General features: G+C 69.4%; 19 protein-coding genes and 2 tRNA genes. 10 read left to right on the forward strand and 11 right to left on the reverse strand.

All coding sequences use genetic code 11. From position 1 onward, the window contains the following. Window positions 1–26: 26 nt before the first annotated feature. Window positions 27–1,148: a globin domain-containing protein gene (locus Q3W68_RS28050; RefSeq protein ID WP_302908292.1), complete on the reverse strand. Its 1,122-nt coding sequence runs from the start codon at window positions 1,146–1,148 to the stop codon at window positions 27–29. A gap of 122 nt (window positions 1,149–1,270) precedes the next feature. Here Q3W68_RS28050 and Q3W68_RS28055 point away from each other — a divergent pair, with 122 nt between their 5' ends. Continuing rightward, window positions 1,271–2,044, forward strand: a complete 774-nt coding sequence (locus Q3W68_RS28055) for a CPBP family intramembrane glutamic endopeptidase (protein ID WP_302908293.1) — start codon at window positions 1,271–1,273, stop codon at window positions 2,042–2,044. Between the two features lie 62 nt (window positions 2,045–2,106). Here the strand turns inward: Q3W68_RS28055 and Q3W68_RS28060 are convergent, their stop codons facing one another. Then, window positions 2,107–3,231 carry a hypothetical protein gene (locus Q3W68_RS28060; protein WP_302908294.1) on the reverse strand — a complete coding sequence of 375 codons (1,125 nt, stop codon included), beginning with the start codon at window positions 3,229–3,231 and terminating at the stop codon, window positions 2,107–2,109. A gap of 709 nt (window positions 3,232–3,940) precedes the next feature. Between Q3W68_RS28060 and Q3W68_RS28065 the strand changes: the two genes are divergently transcribed. Together Q3W68_RS28065 and Q3W68_RS28070 are read left to right on the forward strand one after the other, a co-directional pair. Continuing rightward, window positions 3,941–4,031 (forward strand) — tRNA-Ser (locus Q3W68_RS28065). Between the two features lie 36 nt (window positions 4,032–4,067). Then, window positions 4,068–4,143, forward strand: a tRNA-Arg gene (locus Q3W68_RS28070). Window positions 4,144–4,380: 237 nt separating this feature from the next. Here the strand turns inward: Q3W68_RS28070 and Q3W68_RS28075 are convergent. From Q3W68_RS28075 to abc-f, 6 genes are all read right to left on the reverse strand, one after another. Beyond that, on the reverse strand, window positions 4,381–5,001 hold the full coding sequence (locus Q3W68_RS28075) for a response regulator transcription factor (RefSeq protein WP_302908295.1): 621 nt from the start codon (window positions 4,999–5,001) through the stop codon (window positions 4,381–4,383). Continuing rightward, window positions 4,998–6,332 (reverse strand): sensor histidine kinase, encoded by a 1,335-nt coding sequence (locus tag Q3W68_RS28080; RefSeq protein ID WP_302908327.1) that lies wholly within the window; start codon window positions 6,330–6,332, stop codon window positions 4,998–5,000. The genes Q3W68_RS28075 and Q3W68_RS28080 overlap by 4 nt, the downstream gene beginning before the upstream one ends. A 6-nt stretch (window positions 6,333–6,338) precedes the next feature. Further along, a complete protein-coding gene (locus Q3W68_RS28085; RefSeq protein ID WP_302908296.1) occupies window positions 6,339–6,833 on the reverse strand; it encodes an ABC transporter permease in 495 nt (164 codons plus the stop codon). Next, window positions 6,785–7,102, reverse strand: coding sequence for a hypothetical protein (locus Q3W68_RS28090; protein WP_302908297.1), 318 nt, complete (start codon window positions 7,100–7,102; stop codon window positions 6,785–6,787). The genes Q3W68_RS28085 and Q3W68_RS28090 overlap by 49 nt, the downstream gene beginning before the upstream one ends. Window positions 7,103–7,105: 3 nt before the next feature. Further along, the gene (locus tag Q3W68_RS28095; RefSeq protein ID WP_302908298.1) at window positions 7,106–8,038 is read right to left on the reverse strand and encodes an ABC transporter ATP-binding protein; all 933 of its coding nucleotides are present in this window, start codon (window positions 8,036–8,038) and stop codon (window positions 7,106–7,108) included. A gap of 108 nt (window positions 8,039–8,146) precedes the next feature. Then, window positions 8,147–9,892 (reverse strand): ribosomal protection-like ABC-F family protein, encoded by a 1,746-nt coding sequence (gene abc-f / locus Q3W68_RS28100; protein ID WP_302908299.1) that lies wholly within the window; start codon window positions 9,890–9,892, stop codon window positions 8,147–8,149. A gap of 512 nt (window positions 9,893–10,404) precedes the next feature. Between abc-f and Q3W68_RS28105 the strand changes: the two genes are divergently transcribed. Further along, entirely contained in the window at window positions 10,405–11,469 is a 1,065-nt protein-coding gene (locus Q3W68_RS28105) for a polysaccharide deacetylase family protein (protein ID WP_302908300.1), read from the forward strand. A 519-nt stretch (window positions 11,470–11,988) separates the two neighbouring features. Here the strand turns inward: Q3W68_RS28105 and Q3W68_RS28110 are convergent. Then, complete coding sequence (locus Q3W68_RS28110; protein WP_302908301.1) at window positions 11,989–13,785, reverse strand: AfsR/SARP family transcriptional regulator; 1,797 nt, start codon at window positions 13,783–13,785, stop codon at window positions 11,989–11,991. Window positions 13,786–14,625: 840 nt separating this feature from the next. Here Q3W68_RS28110 and Q3W68_RS28115 point away from each other — a divergent pair. Genes Q3W68_RS28115 through Q3W68_RS28135 form a run of 5 tightly spaced genes read left to right on the forward strand, consistent with a single transcriptional unit; the run spans window position 14,626 to window position 19,417 of the window. Then, entirely contained in the window at window positions 14,626–15,846 is a 1,221-nt protein-coding gene (locus Q3W68_RS28115) for a hypothetical protein (protein WP_302908302.1), read from the forward strand. After that, window positions 15,843–17,117, forward strand: coding sequence for an MFS transporter (locus Q3W68_RS28120; protein ID WP_302908303.1), 1,275 nt, complete (start codon window positions 15,843–15,845; stop codon window positions 17,115–17,117). Before Q3W68_RS28115 ends, Q3W68_RS28120 begins: the two co-directional genes overlap by 4 nt. A 28-nt stretch (window positions 17,118–17,145) precedes the next feature. Then, the gene (locus tag Q3W68_RS28125; RefSeq protein WP_302908304.1) at window positions 17,146–17,847 is read left to right on the forward strand and encodes an SRPBCC domain-containing protein; all 702 of its coding nucleotides are present in this window, start codon (window positions 17,146–17,148) and stop codon (window positions 17,845–17,847) included. Window positions 17,848–17,857: 10 nt separating this feature from the next. After that, window positions 17,858–18,364, forward strand: coding sequence for a flavin reductase family protein (locus Q3W68_RS28130; RefSeq protein WP_302908305.1), 507 nt, complete (start codon window positions 17,858–17,860; stop codon window positions 18,362–18,364). A 24-nt stretch (window positions 18,365–18,388) separates the two neighbouring features. Beyond that, entirely contained in the window at window positions 18,389–19,417 is a 1,029-nt protein-coding gene (locus Q3W68_RS28135; RefSeq protein WP_302908306.1) for an aldo/keto reductase family protein, read from the forward strand. Window positions 19,418–19,637: 220 nt separating this feature from the next. On the opposite strand, the gene Q3W68_RS28140 is transcribed toward Q3W68_RS28135, so the two are convergent. Further along, complete coding sequence (locus tag Q3W68_RS28140; protein ID WP_302908307.1) at window positions 19,638–20,048, reverse strand: RidA family protein; 411 nt, start codon at window positions 20,046–20,048, stop codon at window positions 19,638–19,640. A gap of 78 nt (window positions 20,049–20,126) precedes the next feature. On the opposite strand from Q3W68_RS28140, the gene Q3W68_RS28145 reads away from it, so the two are divergent. Next, window positions 20,127–20,504 carry a helix-turn-helix domain-containing protein gene (locus Q3W68_RS28145; RefSeq protein WP_302908308.1) on the forward strand — a complete coding sequence of 126 codons (378 nt, stop codon included), beginning with the start codon at window positions 20,127–20,129 and terminating at the stop codon, window positions 20,502–20,504. Between the two features lie 41 nt (window positions 20,505–20,545). Here the strand turns inward: Q3W68_RS28145 and Q3W68_RS28150 are convergent, their stop codons facing one another. Next, window positions 20,546–21,262, reverse strand: coding sequence for an excalibur calcium-binding domain-containing protein (locus Q3W68_RS28150; RefSeq protein WP_302908309.1), 717 nt, complete (start codon window positions 21,260–21,262; stop codon window positions 20,546–20,548). Window positions 21,263–21,338: the final 76 nt, after the last annotated feature.

Consider the following 21,338-nt stretch of genomic DNA (forward strand, 5'->3'; position numbering starts at 1 on the left):
GCGACCCGGCTCGGGGGGAGCAAGGTTCAGAGGTTGCCGAACGTGTCGTACCGGATGTGGTCCGGCGGGACGTCGTCGGCGGCGAGCGCCCGCAGGGTGGCCCGGACCATGGCGGCCGAGCCGGAGACGTAGCAGTCGTGCGTGGTCCACGGTCCGTACCGGGTGACGACCTCGGAGACGTCGCCGAGTTCGCCGCCGAAGTCCGGGTCCTCGCTGCACGCCGGCGTCACCGACAACCACGGGTGGGAGGCCACCAGTTCCTCCAGGCCGGGCAGCCCGTACAGCTCGTCCGGGCGGCGCGCGCCGTAGAAGACGTGCACCCAGCGGGTCCGGTTTACCCGGGTCAGCTCCTCCACCAGCGCCTTGATCGGCGCCAGGCCGACCCCGCCGGCCACGCAGAGCACGTCCCGGGTGGACTCCGGGTCCAACGTCATCGAGCCCATCGGCGCGGCCACCCGCAGCAGGTCACCCGGCTTGGTGCGGCGCACCAGCGCGCCGGACACCCAACCGGCCGCGCCTGGTGGCGTCCGGACGTGGAACTCCAGCACGTTCTCCTCGTTCGGCGCGTTCGCCACCGAGTACGTCCGCCACACCCGCGGGTGGTAGCGCGGCACCTCCACGCTCACGTACTGCCCGGCGCGCCAGGGCAGCGGATCCTGGAGCGCGCGTACGGTCAGCACCGCCGTGTCCGGGCCGTGCCGCTCGTGCGTGAGCACCTCGGCGTGCCAGTACGGCGGGTTCTCGTCCGCCTCCGCACCGGCCAGCATCCGCTCGCTGATGCCGGCGTACGCCTCCCGCCACGCCTGGTCGTACTCCAGGTTCCAGCCGTCCCCGGCGGTGCTGCGCAGCGCGTCGAGCAGTGCCACGCCCATCGTCGCGTAGTGCTCGGCCGTCACGTGGTACTTGCGGTGGTCCCGGCCCAGCGCGCGCAGGTACTCGTCGAAGCTCTCCGGGTCGCCCACCGTCTGGGTGGCGGTCACGATCGCCTCCAGGATGCGGTCCCCCTGGCCGTTCATCTGCACCGGGAAGAGCTTGCGAAGCTCCGGGTCGAGGAGGAACAACCGGGCGTAGAAGTGACCGCTGAGCCGCTCCCGGTGCTCCTCGACCAGGGTCCAGCTCTCCTTCAGCAGCCGCGCGAAGTTCTCCACAGGGGCACGCTCCTTCTCCGTACGGGCGGATCGGCCCCCATAGAATGTCCACGGAGCGTGTACGCCGGTCGCACAGACTGTGCGACCGTCCGGCCCGGTCGCCGAAGTGCTTTCATGGTCCGGTGACGGTTGACGAGCTGGCCCGCCCGGTCTCCCGCCGGATGCTGGGCACCGAGACGCTGCTCGTGCTCGGTCTGTCCCTCGGCCAGTCGGCCGTGTACGCGCTCGTCTCGCTGATCGCCAAGCTGACCGCGACCGGTGGACTGTCCAAGCAGACCGCCGCCCTGAACACCTCCGCGTCGGCCCGGCCGTACCTCGACCTCACGTACCAGCTGCTCGGGATCGTCTTCGCGCTGCTGCCGGTGCTGCTCGCCGTACACCTGCTGGCGCGCGACCCCGGCGACCCGGCACGGACGCTCGGCGTCGACTTCCGCCGGCCCGGCTCGGACCTGGCCCGGGGCGCGGGCCTGACCGCGCTCATCGGCCTGCCCGGGCTGGCGCTGTTCTGGGCGGCGGCGCAGCTCGGCCTCAACGCCACACTGGTCCCGGCCGCTCTGCCGGATCTGTGGTGGACCGTGCCGGTGCTGATCCTCGCCGCCGTGCAGAACGCCGTGCTGGAGGAGGTGATCGTGGCCGGCTACCTGATCACCCGGCTGCGGCAGCTCAACTGGCGGATCGGCGCGGTGCTCGCCACGAGCGCGCTGCTGCGCGGCTCCTACCACCTCTACCAGGGCTTCGGCGCGTTCGTCGGCAACGCCGTCATGGGCGTGATCTTCGGGCTGTTCTACCTGCGCACCCGCCGGGTCGCCCCGCTGATCGTCGCGCACACGTTGCTCGACATCGTCGCGTTCGTCGGCTACGCGATGCTGCCGAAGTCCTGGTTCGACTGGCTGTAGGTCGTCGCCACCTCGCCGTCCCGCAGCCGGTCAGGCGCGGCGCGGCCGGTGCCCTCTGCCGGTCAGGCGCGGCGTGGCCGGTACCGGGCGACCGCCCGCGCGGCGACCCGCTCCGCCGTCGCCGTGCCGCCCGTCGCGGCCGCCAGCGCCGCCGCCCCCGGCAGCAACCGGGCGGCCAGCCGCAGCCCGAGCCAGCCACCCGCCTGCGCCGCAACAGGCGTGGCCAGCCGCCAGGCCGCCTCCGCCACCCGTCCCCACGGACCCTCCGCCGGCGCGTCGGCCGCCCGAGCCGCCGCCAGCGCCGCCCGCGCGGTCCGGTCGTCCGGGTGCACCAACGTGAGCACCAGCAGCTCGGCCGCCCGATCCGGATGTGCCGGATCCCGCCCGTACGCCGCCGCCACGTGCAACACCAGGTTCGCCTGCGTCCACAGCACCGCCGCCAACTCCGCGACCGGCGCGAACAGCCCGGCACCCGCCGCCAGCGCCCCGCCCGTACCGGCCATCCGGACGAACCGCCGCGTCGCCAGCCGGGCCACCCCGTCGGCGTCCGCCTCCGGGTAGGCCCGCCGGACCTGCTCCACCCAGTCCCGGGCGCGCGGCCCGAGCACGTCCACCGCCGCCAGGGCCAGCAGCTCCGGCGCGAACCCGGGGTGGTCGCGCAGCTGCGGCCCCACCGCCCGCCAGCCCTCCATCCGTGTACGCGCGAAGCCGGGTTGTCCGGGCTTCTGCTCGACGACGGCCGGCTCTGCCTGGGGCGCCTGGTCGACGGAGATGGCCTCGGATGCGGAAGCGGCAAGCTCCGGGGCGACGGGCCCGGTCGCCGCTGCGGTGGTGACCTCGGCGGTCGGCGCGGCGGCAGCCGGTGCTGCGCGCTTCGCACGCTTCGCCGGGCTCGCCTTCTCCGCCGCGGGCGCGGCCTTGACGGGCCGGCGGGCTCGGCCGGATCGAGGCGCGGCGACCGGTTCCTGCGCCGCGACCGGCTCGGTGCCGTCGGGCTCCCGCTCGGCGGCTGGCGGCTCCGGTGCGGTGAACGTGGGATCGACCGGCGCCTCCGGCTCGCGGGACGATGCCTCCGGCTTGGGAGCCGATGCCTTCCGAGCGGTCTTCTTGGCCGCCGGGGCGGCCTTCTTCGCGACCGGAGTGGCCTTCTTGGCCGCAGGTGCGCGGCGCGTCCGCTTCGGCGTCACCTCCCCGGCCGATGGTGCGTCTGAAGCGGTCGGCGGCTCGATGACCGACGGCCCTCCAACTGGAGGCCGCTCCGCTGTGGCGGAAACCTCATCCGCCGTCGATGCGGCCTCCCCGCCTCCTGTCCGACGTGTCGCCGCTGCGGGGTCGCGTTCTCCGGCTTCCGGAGCGGGCTCCCCTGGTACCGGCGGCGGCTCAGCCGTGCCCGGGTCACCCGATCGGGTGCCGGGCGTGGCGGATCCCGCCGCCTTCTGCTCTGCGGCAGACGTACCCGGATCGGTTGTGGAAGAGGTAGGGGTGACTTGCGCTGCGGGCGGCGTACCGGGATCGGTTGCCGACGGATCGGCGGCCGGACGCGGGCGCGGGCCGGCGCTGCGGCGTCGGCCGGCGTCGGCGGCTGGAAGACGACAGTGGGTGCCGACCGGCGCGGACGCCGGGGCGCCGGTGTGTCGCTCGTCGCGTTCTCCGCGGCGGGATCCGGCGTCGGTGGGTTGAACGTCGGTCGTGGGGAGCGGGTCCGCCGGGCCTTGGCTGCGGGCTCGCGACGGGGCGGATCGCTCGGCGGCTGCTCCTGCATATCGATGGAGCGTAGCCGTGGACGTGATCTGGCACACGACGGAAACGCGGTCGCGGAGGCCGGTCGCGGTATCCGCTTTGCTCCGGGCGGGTACGGGCCTGTATTCTCGGGCGCGGTGACCTCAGGGTCACCAGGGAGACTTCGCCTAGTCTGGTCTATGGCGCCGCACTGCTAATGCGGTTGGGGTCTTAAAGCCCCTCCCGGGTTCGAATCCCGGAGTCTCCGCGCGAAAGCCGGTTGTGTAGACTGGCCGAGCACCAGGCGCCCGTAGCTCAACGGATAGAGCATCTGACTACGGATCAGAAGGTTAGGGGTTCGAGTCCCTTCGGGCGCACCAAAGATCAAGGCCGTGACCTGCGGAAACAAGGGTCGCGGCCTTCTTCTTTCCCCTTTTCGCCTCGGCGTACGGACCACCACGCGCAAAGACCGTGTCCGCCGGAACCTCGATCGGCACCCTGACCGACGACCTCTGCACCCCGTCTGCAAGAGCCGCAATACCGCAACCTGGAGTCATCCATCCGGATCTGGATGCCGCTCGCGACGATCCTGCCGTGCGGGCGGCCGGCTGCGGGCCTCAGGTGAGTAGGCGACGACGGTAGCCCTCGGCAACCGCCGACGCTCGATCACGTACCCCGAGCTTGTCGTAGATGTGTTGGAGATGTGTCTTGATGCTTGCTTCGCCGATGAACAACGCCTTGGCGGCGTCGCGATTCGAGCTGCCGTTCGCGACCAGTTGCAGCACCTGCTTCTCCCGATCGGTCAGTGTGCCGGCGCTGGGCCGCCGTATCTGCCCCATGAGGTGCTGCGTCACCGACGGCGCGAGCACCGACTCGCCGCGCGCGGCCGCCCGGACCGCCCGCATCAGCTCGTCCGGCAGAGCGTCCTTCAGGAGATAGCCGATCGCGCCCGCCTCGATCGCCGGCAGGACGTCGCTTTCGCTGTCGAAAGTCGTCAGGACCAACACCCGGACGTCCGGGGTCCGCTCGCGCAGGGTAGCGGTCGCGGCGACGCCGTCCAGCACGGGCATCCGCAGGTCCATGAGCACGACATCGGGCAGCAGCGCCGTCGCCCGCTCGATGCCCTCGGCACCGTCGCCGGCCTCGCCGACCACGACGATGTCCTCGGCGTACGCGAAGGTGTCGCGTAGGCCTCCCCGCACGATCGGATGGTCGTCGACGATCAACAGCCGGATCATCGGTCGGTCTCCTCCTTCGTTGCGGCACCCGCGGGGGTGATCGCCGGAACGCGCGCGCTGACGGATGTCCCTTCACCCGGTGCGCTCTGCACCTCCACGTGGCCGCCGACGCCCCTGATGCGCTGCCGCATGCTGGTCAGGCCGAATCCGGTGCCGGTCGCTGTTGTGAACCCGCGTCCGTCGTCACGCACGTCGAGCAGCACCTCGGTGCCCGTGTAGGACAGCGTGACACCGACGCGGGATGCCGCGGCGTGCTTCGCCACGTTGGTCAGGGATTCCTGCGCGACGCGGAAGAGTGACACCTCGATGGCGGGGCTCAGCGGCTCGCTGTCGCCGGTGACCTCCAGATGTGCTCGCGTCCCCTCGTCCCGTGACCAGCGCTCGGTGAGTGTGCGGAGCGCGTCGGGCAGGTGAGCCCGGGCGAGATCCTGTGGAGCGAGCGCCCGCACGGACCGCCGGGCCTCGGCGAGGCTGCTGCGCGCGAGCTGGAGCGCGCGGGTGACGTGCTCCTGCGTCTCGCCCCGCACACTCGCGGACCGCTGGGCGGCCTGCAGTTGAGTGATGATGCCGGCGAGGCCCTGCGCCAGGGTGTCGTGGATCTCACCGGCCAGTCGCTGCCGTTCGTCCTGGGCGCCGGACTCCCGGGCCTGGACGACCAGTTGGGCGTGGAGCCCGGCGTTCTCGTGCAGCGCCGCCTCGAGTCGCTCGACGAGTCTCTCCCGCTTGCGTTCCTCCGGCTCGCTGCGCGCGGTGAGCAGGATGCCCGCCCCGATCGCCGCGGTCTGCACGGCGACGATCAGGATGAACTGCGCGAGAGCCTCCGGGGCGGGGTCCGCCCAGACTCCCATCGCCGAGCCGTTGAGGGCAACGGAGGTGGCCAGGACTCCGAGCACCCCCACCGGCCATGGCTTGAGCAGGTAGGCGTGGAAGAAGCCCGCGATGGTGAAGAGGAGGAAGATGTCGGAGTACGTCATGAGGGTGACGCACAGAGCGAGCAGTCCGACGACGTAGACGGCCATCGGCATCCGCCGCAGCCTTCTCCTCCTGATGGGCCGTGTGTGCCCGAACAGCACCCACAGCACCGCGACCATGACCAGTGCGAGCACGGATGCCCCCTCCGGCCAGAAACGTTCACCGGAGGTTGGCAGCACCCACGCGAAGTAGATCGCCGCCGAGATCGTCAACAGCAGCCACGGTGTGAACAGATGCAGCAGGTCCCAGACCCGCAGCTGCTCCTCTTTCCAGGCCAGCCGGGAGCGATTCGCGGTCTCTGCCTCTTCTGCGATGGCGGAGGGATGCGTAGGGGAGCCGGCCCCGGCAACTCGGGTCATCGTCACCTATTCCCAGCGGAAGAGCTTCGCGGCGACCGAGCTCAGGATCACTGCGATACCCGCCATTATGGCAATCTGCAGCCAGAAGGGCTGCCCACCGGCGGTGGCGGTGATCTCGCCCGCTTCGGCGGACCATGCCGCGGTGAGAGCCTGCAGACCGGGCGGGACGAACTCGCCGGCCTCGCGCAGCAGGTCGGGCATGAGTGTCCGGGGCAGGAAGGCCCCGCCGAAGAACATCAGCGCCACGAACAGCAGGGTGCCAATCTGGTTCGCGGCACTGCTCGTGCGGACCACCGCCGCCGAGATCATGCCGAGCCCGAGCAGAGCCGCATACCCGACGAGGAAGGCTACCGCGAGCTCCACGGGCCGTGCGGGCGGCGCGATGTCCAGCACCGCCCACCCGGCGAAGATCATGAGTGCTGCGGAGACGACCACGGAGGCGAACGCGACGATCATCTGCGCGAGCAGGATGGTGCGTGGATGCGCGGGAGTGGTCGACACCCTGCGCAGGATGCCGCGCTCCCGATACGTCGTGATACCGCCGGGACGTGCTGCACGGCGATCATCACCATCGCGAACACCAGCGCGGTCGGCGCCCAGATGTCGATGGGCCGGAGCCCGCCGGTCTCCGGGGACGACTCCCGCAGCGCCGGGATGGCGCCCAGCCCGAGCAGCAACCCGGTCGGGAACAGCACCCCGAAGAGAACGGTGGCGGAGTCACGCAGGAGGAGTTTCGCCTCGATTTTGATCATGTTCGTGAGAGCAGGCATGAGTCAGCCCTCCTTCTGGAGCGGTTCTGGAGATTGCGGGGCGCGACCGGTGAAGGCCACGAACGCGTCGTCGAGGTTGCGCCGGTCGAGGCGCAGGTCCTCCGCCACGACCTGCGCCCGGGCCAGAGCCCCTGCGACGCTGCTCAGCAGCTGCCCACTGCCGGTGACCAGCCAACGGTCATCGGTGATCGCGACATCGGTCACGTCGGGAAGCTCGGTCAGGACCCTCTTGTCGAACGGCTGCCGCATCCGGAACCGGACCTGCTGCACCGTGCTCGCCTGGGCTATCAGTCCGGTCGGCGTGTCCACTGCGGCAACCCGGCCACCATGGATGACGGCGATCCGGTCGCTGAGGCGCTCCGCCTCGTCCATGAAGTGCGTGACGAGAAGGATCGTGACGCCCGTGTCCCGAACCCGCTCGATGAGGCTCCAGGTGTCGCGCCTGGCCTGCGGGTCCAGTCCCGTCGTGAGCTCGTCGAGAATCGCGACCTTCGGGTTGCCGACCAGCGCCAGCGCGATCGAAAGCCGCTGCTTCTGCCCGCCCGAGAGCGCCTTGTACCGTGTGTGGCGCTTGTCGGTGAGACCCAGGAGCTCCATGAGCTCGCGCCAATCAGCGGGTTTGCGGTAGAAGGAGCTGTAGAGCTCGAGCGCTTCGGCGACCTTGATCGCGTCGGGGAAGCTGCTCTCCTGCAGCTGCACGCCGAGTCGTTCACGTACCTGCGCCCGGTCCTTGATCGGGTCGAGACCCAGCACAGAGATCGTTCCCGAGTCGGGTGTTCGCAAACCGGCGATGCACTCGACGGTTGTCGTCTTGCCGGCGCCGTTGGACCCGATGATGCCGAAGATCTCCCCCTCTTCAACGGTGAAGGAGACGTCGTCGACGGCAACCTGCTGGCCGTAGCGCTTGTGCAGGTGTCGTACCTCTAGCGCGGTCATGCCGCGAAGTTACGGCCGCACCGCACCCCGCCACGTCGGCCGTCGCGTCGAAGCTCGGGTTGATTCCCGCCTCCACCGATTGGTGGATCTACCGCACCTTCTCGGTGATCACGAGGATGACGTCTCTGTGTTCCCGCCGCTCCGTCCGCGGCGCTCATCTCCGGGCGGATCGGGCAGACGCACGAGCCCGCCCGGTGCCACATGGATTCGCCGTACCCTTGCGGAGGCCCCCGCCCGCTCGCGCCACCGTCGATCGTGGGTGACGGTGAGGACAGCGCCGGTGTAGTCGGGCAACGCGTTCTCCAATTGTTCGAGGAGTTCCGGAGCCAGGTGGTTGGTGGGTTCGTCGAGCAGGAGGACATCGCTGGGACGGGTGACGGCTAACGCGAGTTCTAGGCGCCGGCGTTGCCCGACCGAGAGGTGTGCCACCTGCCGATGCAGGTCGTCGGGGTGAAACAGGCCGACCCGCAGCAGTTCATCGGCGGCGTGGTCCCGGTATGTGCCCGTGCCGGCGGCGAAGGCGTCGAGGAGCGTCGCTCGCGAGCCGTGGGTGATGGCCTGCCGCAGCCAGGCGATGCGTAGGCCGGATCGTTGCTGGACGGTTCCCTGCGGCGGTGCGAGTTCGCCCGCCAGCACTTGCAGCAGGGTCGTCTTCCCGGCGCCGTTGGGTCCGGAGATCAGCAGCCGGTCGCCGGCCGACACGTCCAAGGCATCGAGCCGCAGCCTCGGCCCGTCACCGTCCAGCCGGACACCCTCCGCACGGATCAGGACAGCCTTCTCGCCGGCGGCCGGCTCGGCGAAGGAGGGTGCGAACCGGAGCGGATCGGCGGGTCGCGGTGCAGGCTCCGCGCGCAGTCGGTCGATCCGACTCTTCGCCATCCGGATACGGCCCATCGAGCCGTGGTCGCGGCCACGGGCCCGGAACGCGGCATGGCCGAACAACGCACGCCCCATCTTCCGCGGTATCGCATCGAGCCGGAAGGCGTTGGCGGTGACGAGGGCTTCCTGCCGGGCGAGGTCCTGCCGCCACGCCTCGTACTCGTGCAGCAGCCGGCGCTGCTCACTGGCGCGTGCGGTCAGGTATCCGGCGTAGCCGTCGCCGTAGCGGCGCAAACCGCCGCGTTCGATGTGCACGATGTCGGTGGCGAGACGGTCCAGGAGCACGCGGTCGTGGGTCACGACCACCAGTGCGCCGCGGTGCATGGCCAAACGGTCCTCCAGCCAGGCGATGCCGGCGTCGTCGAGATCGTTGGTCGGCTCGTCGAGCAGCAGCAACTCCGCCTCGGACGCCAGCGCCGCGGCGAGCGCCAGCCGCGCCCGCTCGCCGCCCGAGAGAGTGAGTACAGGCCGGGACCGATCGAGATCGCCCAGTCCGAGCCGGTCGAGGTCGGAGGCGAGCTTCTGGTCGAGCTGATATCCGTCGCGGGCCTCGAATCGGTCCATGGCCGCGCTGACCTCGGCGGACAATGCGTCTCGCTCGTCGGAGCCCGCCCGCGCCAGCTGCTCCGCGGCCCGCAGGATCTCGGCCTCGAGCTCACGGATGTCGCCAAGCAGGTCGTCGAGCGCGTCCGCAACGCTCGCGCCGGGCCGGAACCGGGGTTGCTGTTCGGCGAACGCAACGCCGCCGGGAAGTTGGACCATCCGTTCACCGGCGGTCAGCCGCAGCGTGCCGGCAAGTGCGCCCAGCAGCGCCGACTTGCCGGCGCCGTTGTCGCCGATCACCGCGATCCGTTCGGCCGGGCCGACCGCAAGATCCACCTCGGCCAGGACGACCCGCTCGGCGAAGCGGACGGTTGCGCCGCGAATCGCACAAACGCGGTGCGGCCGGGACGGGGAAGATTGACTGTGGGTCACGAGAGCTCCTTCCCGCGACACGCAGAGAACGCCTGCCGTCGCGGAAGACGCGCTTGTCAAGCGCATGGACGTACGGGAACCTCGCGCGACCAGCGATATAGCCGAGCAGCGCGCGTAGGACCCACCGCGGAGAAAGACTCGACGCGGCGTCCCGTACTAACGAATCAGCGTGCCCACGATCAGAACCGTAGCAGAACGAGTGCTGAGGGAGGCACCGCCGCAGCACGTCGCGCCCTCCGTTTGACGTTGCAGGAACGGTTGGGTCGCAGGTGGTCCACGACGGGCGGGCGGCCCGCCGTGCTCGGCCAGCCCCACGTGCAGGGGCGCATCGACGCACCGAACGCGTGCCGGCTGGGCGGGCACGGCCGACCGGCCGAGCTTTCCGGAAAACTTCCGGAAAATCATTGACGTGTTCGAAACGCCGCTGCAATACTCCGAACGCGTTGACATCAATCCTGATCGATTGAATTTATGCGTCGTCAGGTGTCACCCGTCCCGAGGAGGACCTGCGCATGTACGCCAGCATCGGCGGCTCCCGCCGCCCGTCCGCCCCCCGAACATCGCGTCTCACCCGGTTGGCCGTGCTGGCCTCCACAGTGGCGCTGAGTGCCGCCGGTCTCGCGGTCGCCGCCACTCCGTCCAGCGCTGCCACCTGCAACGGGTACGTCGGCCTCACCTTCGATGACGGGCCGACCGGCAGCACCAGCGCACTGCTGTCCGTGCTGCGTGCGAACGGCGTACGGGCGACCATGTTCAACGTCGGGCAGAACGTGCAGAGCAACCAGTCCGCCGCGCGGGCCCAGGTCGACGCGGGTATGTGGGTGGCCAACCACAGTTGGAACCACGCGCACATGACCTCGATGAGCCAGAGCCAGATGCAGTTGGACCTCTCCCAGACCAACTCGGCGATCCAGGCGGCGACCGGCGTCCGGCCGCAGTTGTTCCGCCCGCCCTACGGGGAGACCAACTCGAACCTCCAGTCGGTCGCCACGTCGCTCGGCCTGCGCCAGGTGATCTGGGACGTCGACTCCCAGGACTGGAACGGCGCCAGTGTCAGCCAGATCGTCTCCAACGCCAGCCGCCTCCAGGCCGGCCAGGTGATCCTGATGCACGACGGCATTCAGAACACCCGTGACGCGATTCCGCAGATCATGGCCAACCTGAGCAGCCGCAACCTCTGTCCGGGCATGATCTCACCGAGCACCGGCCGAGCGGTGGCCCCGGACGGCACTCCGCCGCCGACCACTCCGCCGCCGACCGGCACGCCGACTACTGCGCCGCCGACCACTCCGCCTCCCGGCGGCGGATGCACAGCGACGGCGACGACCCCCAACGTCTGGGGTGACCGGTACAACACCTCGGTGACGGTTCAGGGGGCCAGCAACTGGACCGTGGTCGTGGCTCTGACCCCGCCGCAGCGGGTCTCGACTACCTGGAACGGCTCCCCCAGCTGGGACAGCACCGGTTACGTGATGACGATGCGGTCCAACGGCAGCGGCAACACCTTCGGCTTCACCACGATGATGAACGGCAACAGCAGCGCCAGAGCCCAGGTTCGTTCCTGCACCACGGGCTGATCCCGGTGGCCCGCCCCAGGCCACCGGAAACGGCTCAGGTGGGTGTGGTCGACCAGGTGCCCCTACGGTGAACTCCAACTGACCTTGGACCGTAGGGGCAACCTGGCCGAGGCTGATCTCGATTCTCTTTCTGCGAACGAGTCGGACCGCATTGCCAGCAGCGGGCTCGACCCCGCCGTCATGATCTCCTGCGGCAGGGGCGACGTGCCGAGCAGCACCGCTACTACGGGCCCGGGGCAGGCAGACCACATCGACGTCGCCCCGACGAAGCCATCGACGGCAGCGTCACCGCCCGCCCCGCCGACGTGGCCGCCGAGCTTGTCGCACGTCTCATCGCCGGCCATTGGGCTACCGGGCCTGGACGACGAGGCTCAGCTCGGATCAGTAGGTCAGGGGTTCGAGGCCCTTCGGGCGCACTTACGCGATCAAGGCTCATGACCAGCGTTTCAGCTGGTCATGAGCCTTGATCTTTCTGCGGCCAGGGGCCACAGGTCAGCAAGGCGGCGGCAGCCGGTCGGATCAGACCGCTACGCCGGGCCGTCGACGAACCTGGCCTCTGACGAACTCCAGTCGGTCGTACGTGCTCGCCAGGACGGTCGCCCTGGCCTCCGCGTCGTCCTCGATGAAGGAGCGCTCACGCCCGAAGGCCAGGACCATGTCGAGGCACCGGTATGTGATCTCGCCCGACGTGGCATCGGCGGCCGGGATCAGGAAGTGTGCGTCCGCCAGGTCGTCCAGCAGGTAACCGGCGTCCGTGGTGGAAGTTCCTTCCACCGCGGCGGCCGTGTCTGCGGTGAGTTCCGCGCAGCCGAGTAGGCCGATCTTGCGCAGGAGCCCTCGCGGCCTGGCACCCAGCGCACGATAGCCACGCTCAAGGACCGCCCGCACCGTACGGTCGCCGATGGTGAGTTCGTGGAGCAACCGGTCGCGGTCGGCGAGCCGTTCGGCGACTCGCCTGATCGAGCCCTGCCCGTTGATGATCCGGGCTGCCACGATCTCCAGCGCGAGCGGGAGACCACCGCAGCGGTCGAGCACCTCCCGGGTGGCCCTGGGCTGGGCTTCGAGAAGTTCCCTGCCCACACCTCGTTCCAGCAGGCTGCGAGCATCTGCGGGGGCCAGCGGGGTGAGCTTGATCGACTCCCAGCCGGGCTGGCTGACATCCCAGGACGAAGTGGTGATGATGAGCGCGCACCCGTCGCCGGCCGGCACCAGCGGTTGGACCTGCCGAAGGGAGCTGGCATCGTCCAGGACGACCAGGATCCGCTTGCCTGTGGTCAGCGTGCGGAAGCGGCCGGCCCGCTCCTCCAACCCGGGCGGCAGGTCCATGTCGCGTAGCCCGAGCGCGCGTAGGAACATGCCGAGCACGTCCTCCGGGCGGGCCGGACGGCCATGCTCGCCCGTCAGCCTCGCGAACAGCTGACCATCGGGGTAGGAGTCCGTTATGCCGTGGGCGGCGTGAATGGCGAGCGCGGTCTTGCCGATGCCACCGAAGCCTGCGAGCACCGCGACAGGGGAATGGTCCTGGGTGAGCGCATGACGAATCCTGCGGAGTTCGGCTTCTCGGCCGTTCAGCACGGTGGTCCGTGGCGGCAGCTGCCGCGGCACGACCGAGTCCTGCAGCCCTGCCGTGCGGCGGTGATGGAGTGTCGGATCCTGAGCGAGGATCCGCCGGTGGAGCCTTTCGAGGTCTTTGCCCGGCTCAACTCCGAGCTCCTCACCGAGCCGGTGACGCAGACTCCGGAAGACCTCCAGGGCCTCGCTCTGCCGGCCCTCCCGGTATAGCGCCAGCATGATCTGCCCGTGATAGCGCTCGCGCAACGGGTTGTCCACGATCGCCTTGTTCAGGTCCGGGATGACCGCGTGGGACCAGCCCAGTTCTAGTTGGACCTCCACGTGCTCGGCGAGCGCCGCCAGACGCAGTTCCTCCAGTTCCGCCGCAGCCTCCCGGAAGTACGGGGTGTCGAATCCGGTCAACGCCTCCCCCCGCCACAGTGCGAAGCCGGACGTGAAGTGTGCCGCCGCTTCCTCCAGAAGGTCTTCCCGCACGGCGGTTCGCGCCTGCTGCACGTGGAGTTGGAAGGAATCCGAGTCGACGTCGTTCTCGGTGACAGCGAGGGAGTAGCCGCCGCTCTCGTCCCGGGTGACCGGGACGCCGACCCTGCGGAGGTGGTGAATCGCCTGCTGGATCTGGTTGCGTGCGCTGCGGGGAGAGCGGCCGCCGTACACCGCGTCGATCAGCGCGTCGTCGGGAATCGTGTGTCCGCGCCTCAGCAGTAGGCAGGCGAGAACTGCCCGGGGTCGCCTGCCCGTGATCACGACAGGTCCATCTTCGTGGCTTACGAGCAGCGGGCCGAGAATGCCGAAGCGCATAGAATCTGTTTGTTGGATGTCAATGTCAGCACGCAATGTCGCGTTCCCTCCGGTGGGCAAGGCTTGCAGCCGATTCGCCGTACTGGACGTGCGAGTTAGCGCGGGCTACCAGGGAGAGGAGAGCGGAGCGGTCAGAACCTGCCCAGGCTGAAGTGTGCCGTTGCTGGCAGGGCACTCAGGAGGCAGGGGAGACTGTCACCGCTGCCGAGCGGTGTCTGTGCGTTGCCGTCGGCGTCGACTGCGGTGCGACACGCGGAGAAAAATCCGTGCTTTGGAGCACCGGATGTCACGCGGAACGCTTATTCGTCTGGAAATGGTCACCAGAAATCCTTCCCCCGTTTCAACGACTTTATCATCGGCTCGCCGGCCGTGCGACCCGGCTCGGGGCGGCGTGAACAGGTATTGGCTCACGCCGAATGGTGTGCGACCTGCCGGGCGGCGGGGCGACCTGGTTCGGCGCCCGCTGGGATTCCCACCTCAGGTGGGCATGGCCCGGGTAGCCGCTTCTTCGTTCGGAAAAGCGCCGCGAAGCGGCCACAAAGTGCGCCTACCTAGGCTCATATCCGAGAGTTGCGATGGCTCGTCAGTGAAGAGGCAGGCCGCCTGCAGCTCTCTGGGACTGTCCAATCTAGCAGGTGGGGAGGTGTTCTGACATGAGCGAGGTCTACTTCAGCGAGGTCTACTGAGTCGCCGCAAGACCTGACTCGGATTGAGGCGGGAGAAGCCCCTCGGAGGGGCTTCTCCCGCTTCGCCCCTCTTCTTACGCCCGCTCTCAGAGGACGACCGATGTCGAACCTGCACACCTACCCCCGCCACGACGACATCGCGTGGACTGACCTGGACTTCCCGCCCCCGGTCGAGCTGGACACCGTACGACTGCAGCGGATCTGGAGCGCCTGGTTCACTTTGACGCCGACGGTCGGAGGGCCGCTGTGCGCGGAGAGCACGCCCCTGCTGCTGGCCCTGCTGCGCGACCAGACGCGCGACGTCCTGCCGTACTGCTCACTGATCCTCCAGGGCGATGCGCGATCGTGGCTGGTCCGGCAGGCGAGGAGCGACGCGTTCCTCGGTCGGTCTCCTGCGCAGGTTGCCGAGCAGACAGGGCTGGAGGCATGGCGGTTCCTGGGCGACCAGGTCGCGGCCTGGGCGGACCAGCCCGTGTCGCGGCGTGCCGTGCTTCTCCGGCTGCTCACCCAACTCGGCTTCTACAACCTGGCGTGCGAGCTCGCCGAGAAGGAGCCAGGGCTGGCGGATCCCGCCCGTGACCACCTGGACTACGAGATCGCCCGGGCTCTCCGGCAACACCTGCGTGGCACCGAGACGCCGGCCGACACGTTTGCCCGGCTGGCCACCAGCGGACGAGTTCCGTCCCTGCGGGTGCTGGCGAGCACCCAGCTCATCTCGATCCTGCTGCGGGATCGTGACGGCGAGCGCGGCAGCGGCTACTGGACCTCGTACGGCGAGGCACTGCTACCGCTCCTGTCGGAGGAGACGCCGTGGGTACGGGCGCTGACCCTCAGCCGATACTGGCGCGCCGCGGCGTTCCACCAGATCGCCGGCAAGGACGTCGAAGCTGCCCGGGCGGCGATGGAAGCTGCCGTTGCGGCGGGCGAGGAGGCGGAGAGCCTGGCCGCCACGTCGCAAGAGTGGCACGCCGCCGTCGAGAACACCCGGCTCCTCATGGACGTGACGGTGAAGGCGGGTCCTGCGGTCTTCACCACCGACCGGCTGGGCGCGGCTGCCCGTCGGCTGCTCGATCTGGACGGTAACGAACCGTCGGCCCGCTTCTTCGTCGCGGCCTGGAGACAGCGCCAGGGTGATCTCCATGGCGCTGCCGCGGAGTTCGAGCGGGGCGCCCGACTCGGCGCGTTGCGGGGTCCGGGCTGCGCCTACCGTGCCGTGCAGTGTCACCAGGAACTCGGCGACGAGGAGGCCGCCGACCGCACCACCCGGTTGCTGCTGGAGCTCGACCCGGCGGCAAAGTTGCCGCAGAGGGCGGCCCGATGACGACGACACAGAAGGCGCAGCCGACGACCACGCGGCTGGGACGCAACTTCTGGCTCCTGTGGAGTGGGTGGTCGATCTCGAGTGTGGGTAACGGCCTGACTGTTACGGCACTCCCCCTGCTGGCCGCCGACCTGACGAGTGATCCCTCCACGCTGTCTCTGGTCGGCATCGCGGACAAGCTCCCCTGGCTGCTGCTCGCGCTGCTCGGCGGTGTCTTCGCCGACCGTTGGGACCGCCGTAGGGCCATGTGGCTGTCGGATGCGCTGCGGTGCCTGCTGCTGAGCCTGCTGGTAGTTGCGGTGCTCGGAGACTGGGTCTCCATTCCACTGCTCATGGTGGTGGCCTTCACCGTCACGGCCATCGAGACGGTCTACGACAGCTCACGGGCGGCGATCCTGCCGATGGCTGTGTCGCGTGATCGGACCACACTGGAGCTTGCCAACGGCAGGCTGATGACGGCCAACACGACCGCGCTGAAGTTCGTCGGGCCGGCGCTGGGCGGGTGGCTGTACTCCCTCGCCCGAGCCTTCCCGATCGTCATCGACGCGATCAGCTTCGCACTCAGTGCGCTCTTCAGCTTCCTGATGCGTGGCGACTTCCGCGCGGGTGACAACCAGACGACCAGGGGTCCACGGCGGGGAGCGATGCGGGCCGAGATCGCGCAGGGGGTCCGCTGGCTGGCCAGGCACCGAGTCCTGCGCACGTACACGCTCGTCGCCGGGTTGACGAACATGTGCACGGTCGGTCAGTTGGCCATGCTGGTGCTCTACGCGCGGCAGGTCATGCATCTCGACGACGCGGCCTACGGCCTGCTCCTGGCGTCCGTGGCCGTCGGCAGCGTGACCGCCGGTTTCACCTGCCGGATGTTCACCAGCCGGCTGGGCCCCGCGCGCTCGGCCTTCGGCGGGACGTTGATGGGTGCCCTCGGGTTCACCATCCTGGGATTCAGCAGCGAAATTCCGCTCGTCGCGCTGGGGCTGGCCATCACCGGCTACACGGCGATGACCTGGAACGTCACGACGGTCTCCATTCGGCAGGCCATCGTGCCGCAGGAGTTGACGGGCCGGGTGAGCAGCGTCAACCGGCTCGTCGCATTCGGTCTGATGCCGGTCGGCATCTTCCTCGCCGGCCAGATCGCGTCACGCTTCGACCTCAACATGGTCTATCGAGCGGGCGGAATCTTCGCCGCGGGTGTCTCCCTGGTTGCTCTGTTCAAGATCTCGAACGCACAAGTGGAAGAGGCCGTGAGAAAGGCCACCGACGGCGACTAGCCCTCGGATGACAGATGCGGAGATGGCAATGCTGAACACGTCGACGGAACGTGAGATCAAGGTGGGTCGGGGCCGGGTCTGGGCCGCGTGGAACGACCCAAAGGAGGTCAGGGCTTGGCTCAATCTCATTGACGGCGAGATCCCGAGCCGGCCGGGTGAGGCGCTGCGATGGCAGTTCAACCGAGGAGGCCGGATCGACCTCGTGTTCACGGCCACCCTGCGGGAGGTGGTGCCTCAGGAATCCTGCGTCTACGACTGGGACGTGCCGGGCAACGACGAACCGACCCGGGTGGTGGTCACGTTCGTGCAGGTGGAGGAGGACCGCACCAAGGTGCAGCTCACTCACTCGGGCTTCAACGAGTCGCTGCGATCCCGGCTGGAGTTCGACGCGTACGACCACCACTGGTGGCACTACCTGGAGCGGCTCGCCGCATACCTTGAGCACCGGCCGTTCCAGTTCCACAAGACCATCACGCCGCCGAAGACCGGCATCATCCCCCTCGGTGTGGCTCCGGAGACCGGGATGGTCGTCGCGGACGTGGCCATCAATTCGGCAGCCGAGTTCGTCGGCATCGGGCCGGGTGACGAGATTCGGGCCATCGACGGCATCGAGCTGAAGGAGATGGAGGACTTCCACCGCTGGCTGGACGACGCCGAGGCAGGGCAGACCGCGACCTTCACCCTCAAGGACCGGACGGTCGAGTTGGTCCTCCGGCCGTTCACCTCCTGATAGAGCCGAGATGGTCTCGGCGGCGGAGTTCCGGACCGCGCTCGCGCGGTTTCCCAGCGGCGTAACGCTGATCACGACGCGAGGAGACCGTGAAGGCGCTCGCGGGCTCACCGTGAGCGCCTTCTGCTCCGTGTCCCTGGAGCCCGCTCTCGTCCTTGCCTGTGTGGCGCGGTCGGCACGGACGTTGCCCGTTCTGCTCCGGGCGGGGCGTTTCGGGGTGAGCCTCCTCGGTGTGCGGCATCGCGGTCTGGCACATCTGTTCGCGTCGACAGCCACCGACAAGTTTCAGGGCGCCTGGACGACGCTGGTGCCGGATGGTTGTCCCGTACTGCCGGACGCCGTGTTCGCGATGGAGTGCCTCGTCCACCGTACGTTCACCGCCGGTGACCATGAGGTGATCATCGGAGCGGTCGAGGCGGTCGCCATTGGTGAGGAAGAGGCCATAGTGTTCCACAACAGAGCATTGCGCCACCTCGGTGAACCGATGTCGGCAGAGCCGGTGGCGGTGCATCACTGAACCCACGAGAGGCTGGACAGATCCATGGAGCATCGTCGGCTCGGTCGTAGCGGCCTGATGGTCAGCGAGATCACCTATGGCAACTGGCTGACTCACGGCGAACTGGCCGGTCGTGAGGAGGCGCTGGCCTGCATCCGGGCGGCGCTCGACGCCGGTGTCACGACCTTCGACACCGCCGACGTGTACGCCCAGGGGGCCGCTGAGGAGGTGCTCGCGGAGGGACTGAGCGGCGCGAGGAGGAGCTCTCTGGTGATCACGAGCAAGGTCTGCCTGCCCACCGGCGACGGGCCGAACGACAAGGGGCTGTCCCGCAAGCACATCATGGAGTCCTGCGAGGCATCCCTGCGGCGGCTCGGCACCGACTACCTCGACGTCTACCAGGCCCACCGCTTCGACGAGAGCACCCCGCTCGACGAGACCCTGATCGCCTTCGACGACCTGGTACGCCAGGGCAAGGTTCTGTACCTGGGTGTCTCCGAGTGGACCGCGCCGCAGATCGAGGCTGCGTTCACCATGGCAGGGGAACTCGGGCTGCGGAGCCGGATCGTCTCCAACCAGCCGCAATACAACATGCTCTGGCGGGTCATCGAGCCGGAGGTCCTGCCGCTCTGCATGCGCCAGGGTGTCGGCCAACTCGCTTTTCAGCCGCTGGCTCAGGGTGTGCTCACCGGCAAGTACCGGCCCGGTCAGGCCTGGCCCGAGGGTTCGCGGGCGGCGTCGGGCGGTCGAGCTCCCCGGTTCATCAACCGGGTCCTGGGTGAGAAGGTGCTCCTCGCCGTCGAGCAGTTGCGTCCGGTCGCCGAGGCGTCCGGGCTGTCCCTCGCGCAGCTCGCCATCGCCTGGGTGCTGAGTAGGCCCGGAGTGGCTTCCGTCGTCATGGGGGCCACCAGGCCGGAGCAGATCAGGGAGAACGTGACGGCCGCGGGGAAGCCGCTGGACGAGGGTGCGCTGAGTCGGATCGACGAGGTGCTCGGCGGTCTGATCGATCGTGATCCGACGAAGACGGCCCAGATGATGGCGGTGAAGCCGGACTGGGCCGGATCAGCTGCCTGACCCAGGCGCGAGCAGCGTATGGCTCGCGCAGTCCATCGGTGGTTGGCCGGCCGCAGGGCCCGCCACCACCCGGCAGTGCATCTGATGAGTTGAGGGCAACACGGGTCGGTGCCGGAGCGGGCCGGCGACGAATACGACGACGACTGCCAGGACGATCCCCGGGGTGGCGGTCCCGATCCATCGCGATCGCCGCGATCCGTCTGGATCTAGAAGGGCGCGTTCACGGGGCGATCGCGGTCGCCTCCAGTTCCACCAGCACATCGGGCTCGAACAGGTGGTCGACCCCGATCAGCGAGGCCGGCGGAAGCGGCCACGGCAGGCCGAGTTCCTCGACGACCGACTCGACTCCGGCCATGAACGGCCCGATCTTCTCGGGCGTCCAGTCCGTGACGTAGAACGTCAGCCGAACCACGTCCTCGAACGAGGCGTCGGCGCCCGCGAGCGCCCGGCCGGTGTTGCGCAGCACCTGCGCGACCTGCCCGGCCAGGTCCCCGGGCGCGACAGGCGAGCCGTCGCCCAGTCGCGCGACCTGGCCGCTGACGTGGATGTGGCGCGATCCGGTGGCGACTGCCACGTGGTGGTACGGCGTGTTCGGCTGAAGACCGTCGGGGCTGAAGCGGGTGACAGACATCGTTTCTCCTTCGCAGGACAACTTAGGTTTACTATTGATACCTAGTTGACGAAGGACACTTCAAGGAGACCTGGTTTCATGAGCGATACCGCGAGCCGAGGTGCCGCCGAGCTACGCATCGACGCGCCGCACCGCGAACTGCTCGATCAGGTGCTGGACAAGTGGTCGCTGAGCGTCCTGAACGAGCTGTGCGAGCGTCCGTGCCGCTTCAACGAGCTGCGCCGCGCGATCCCGGCGGTGACCCAGAAGTCTCTGACGGCGACCCTGCGGCGACTCGAACGCAACGGCATCGTCGAACGGCACGTCGTGGCGACGCGACCGGTCGCGGTCGAGTATCGGATCACCCCGCTGGGCAAGACGCTGCGTGCGCCGATCGACGTCCTGCTCGAATGGGCCGACGCTCACATGGGGCAGATCGAGCACGCCCGGCGGGCATTCGACGCCGAGCTGGAGTGACGACCGGGGCGGCACCGCACGGTCCGCCCCGGCGCCACGTGTCACTCGCAGACCGTGCCGTCGTTGTCCCGGTCGATGTACCAGTAGTACTCGGGATCCTTGCCCTGCCGGTACGGGCCGTACCCGTTGGCGTTCGCCTCCTTGCAGGTGCCGAAGCGCGGGTCGTTGCCGCCGCCCGAATTGCCGCCACCGCCCGTGCTGCCGCCTCCGGTGCTCCCGCCGCCGGAGTCGCCGTTGCCGCCGCCCGGCTCACACGCCTCGCCGTCGAGGTCCCGATCCAGCCCGGTCCGGTATCCCGGCTGGCCGCGCCGCAGCGGCGCCTTGCCGGCTGCGCGTACGGCATCGCAGTTCTTGTAGTAGACGGCGGGCGCCGTGGTCTTGCGCGGACTCGGCTTCGCCGCGGGCTTCGCGGTCGTCGGCGCGGCCGTGGTCGGTGACGGCGACGGCTCCGGCGACGCGGTGACGGCCTCGGGCGCGGGGGCCGTGGTGGTCGGCACGGCGACGGTCGGCACCTCCTGGGCGACCGCCTTCTCCGGCGCCTTGTCCGGTTCGGTGTCCGGGCCGGCGGCGATGCCGATGCCGAGCAGCCCGCCGCAGCAGGTGAGGACCGCGACGGCGCTGACGAGGAGCACCTTGATCGCCGCGGGCTGGCGGCTCCACCACGACGGCCGTGGCGGGGGCGCGAACGGCATGCCGGGCTGGTAGGGCGGAGGCGGCGGGGCCTGTCCGTGCCGCGGGTTCTGGGGGAGTTCGGTCACAGCGGGCAGTGTGGATCGACGTGTCCGCACGGAAGTGTCGCCGAGCCGACAGACCGGTCCTTACCGGCGCGACATG

Origin of the sequence: Micromonospora sp. C28ISP2-4, assembly GCF_030519385.1 — a bacterium.
Classification (GTDB): Bacteria; Actinomycetota; Actinomycetes; order Mycobacteriales; family Micromonosporaceae; genus Micromonospora; species Micromonospora tulbaghiae.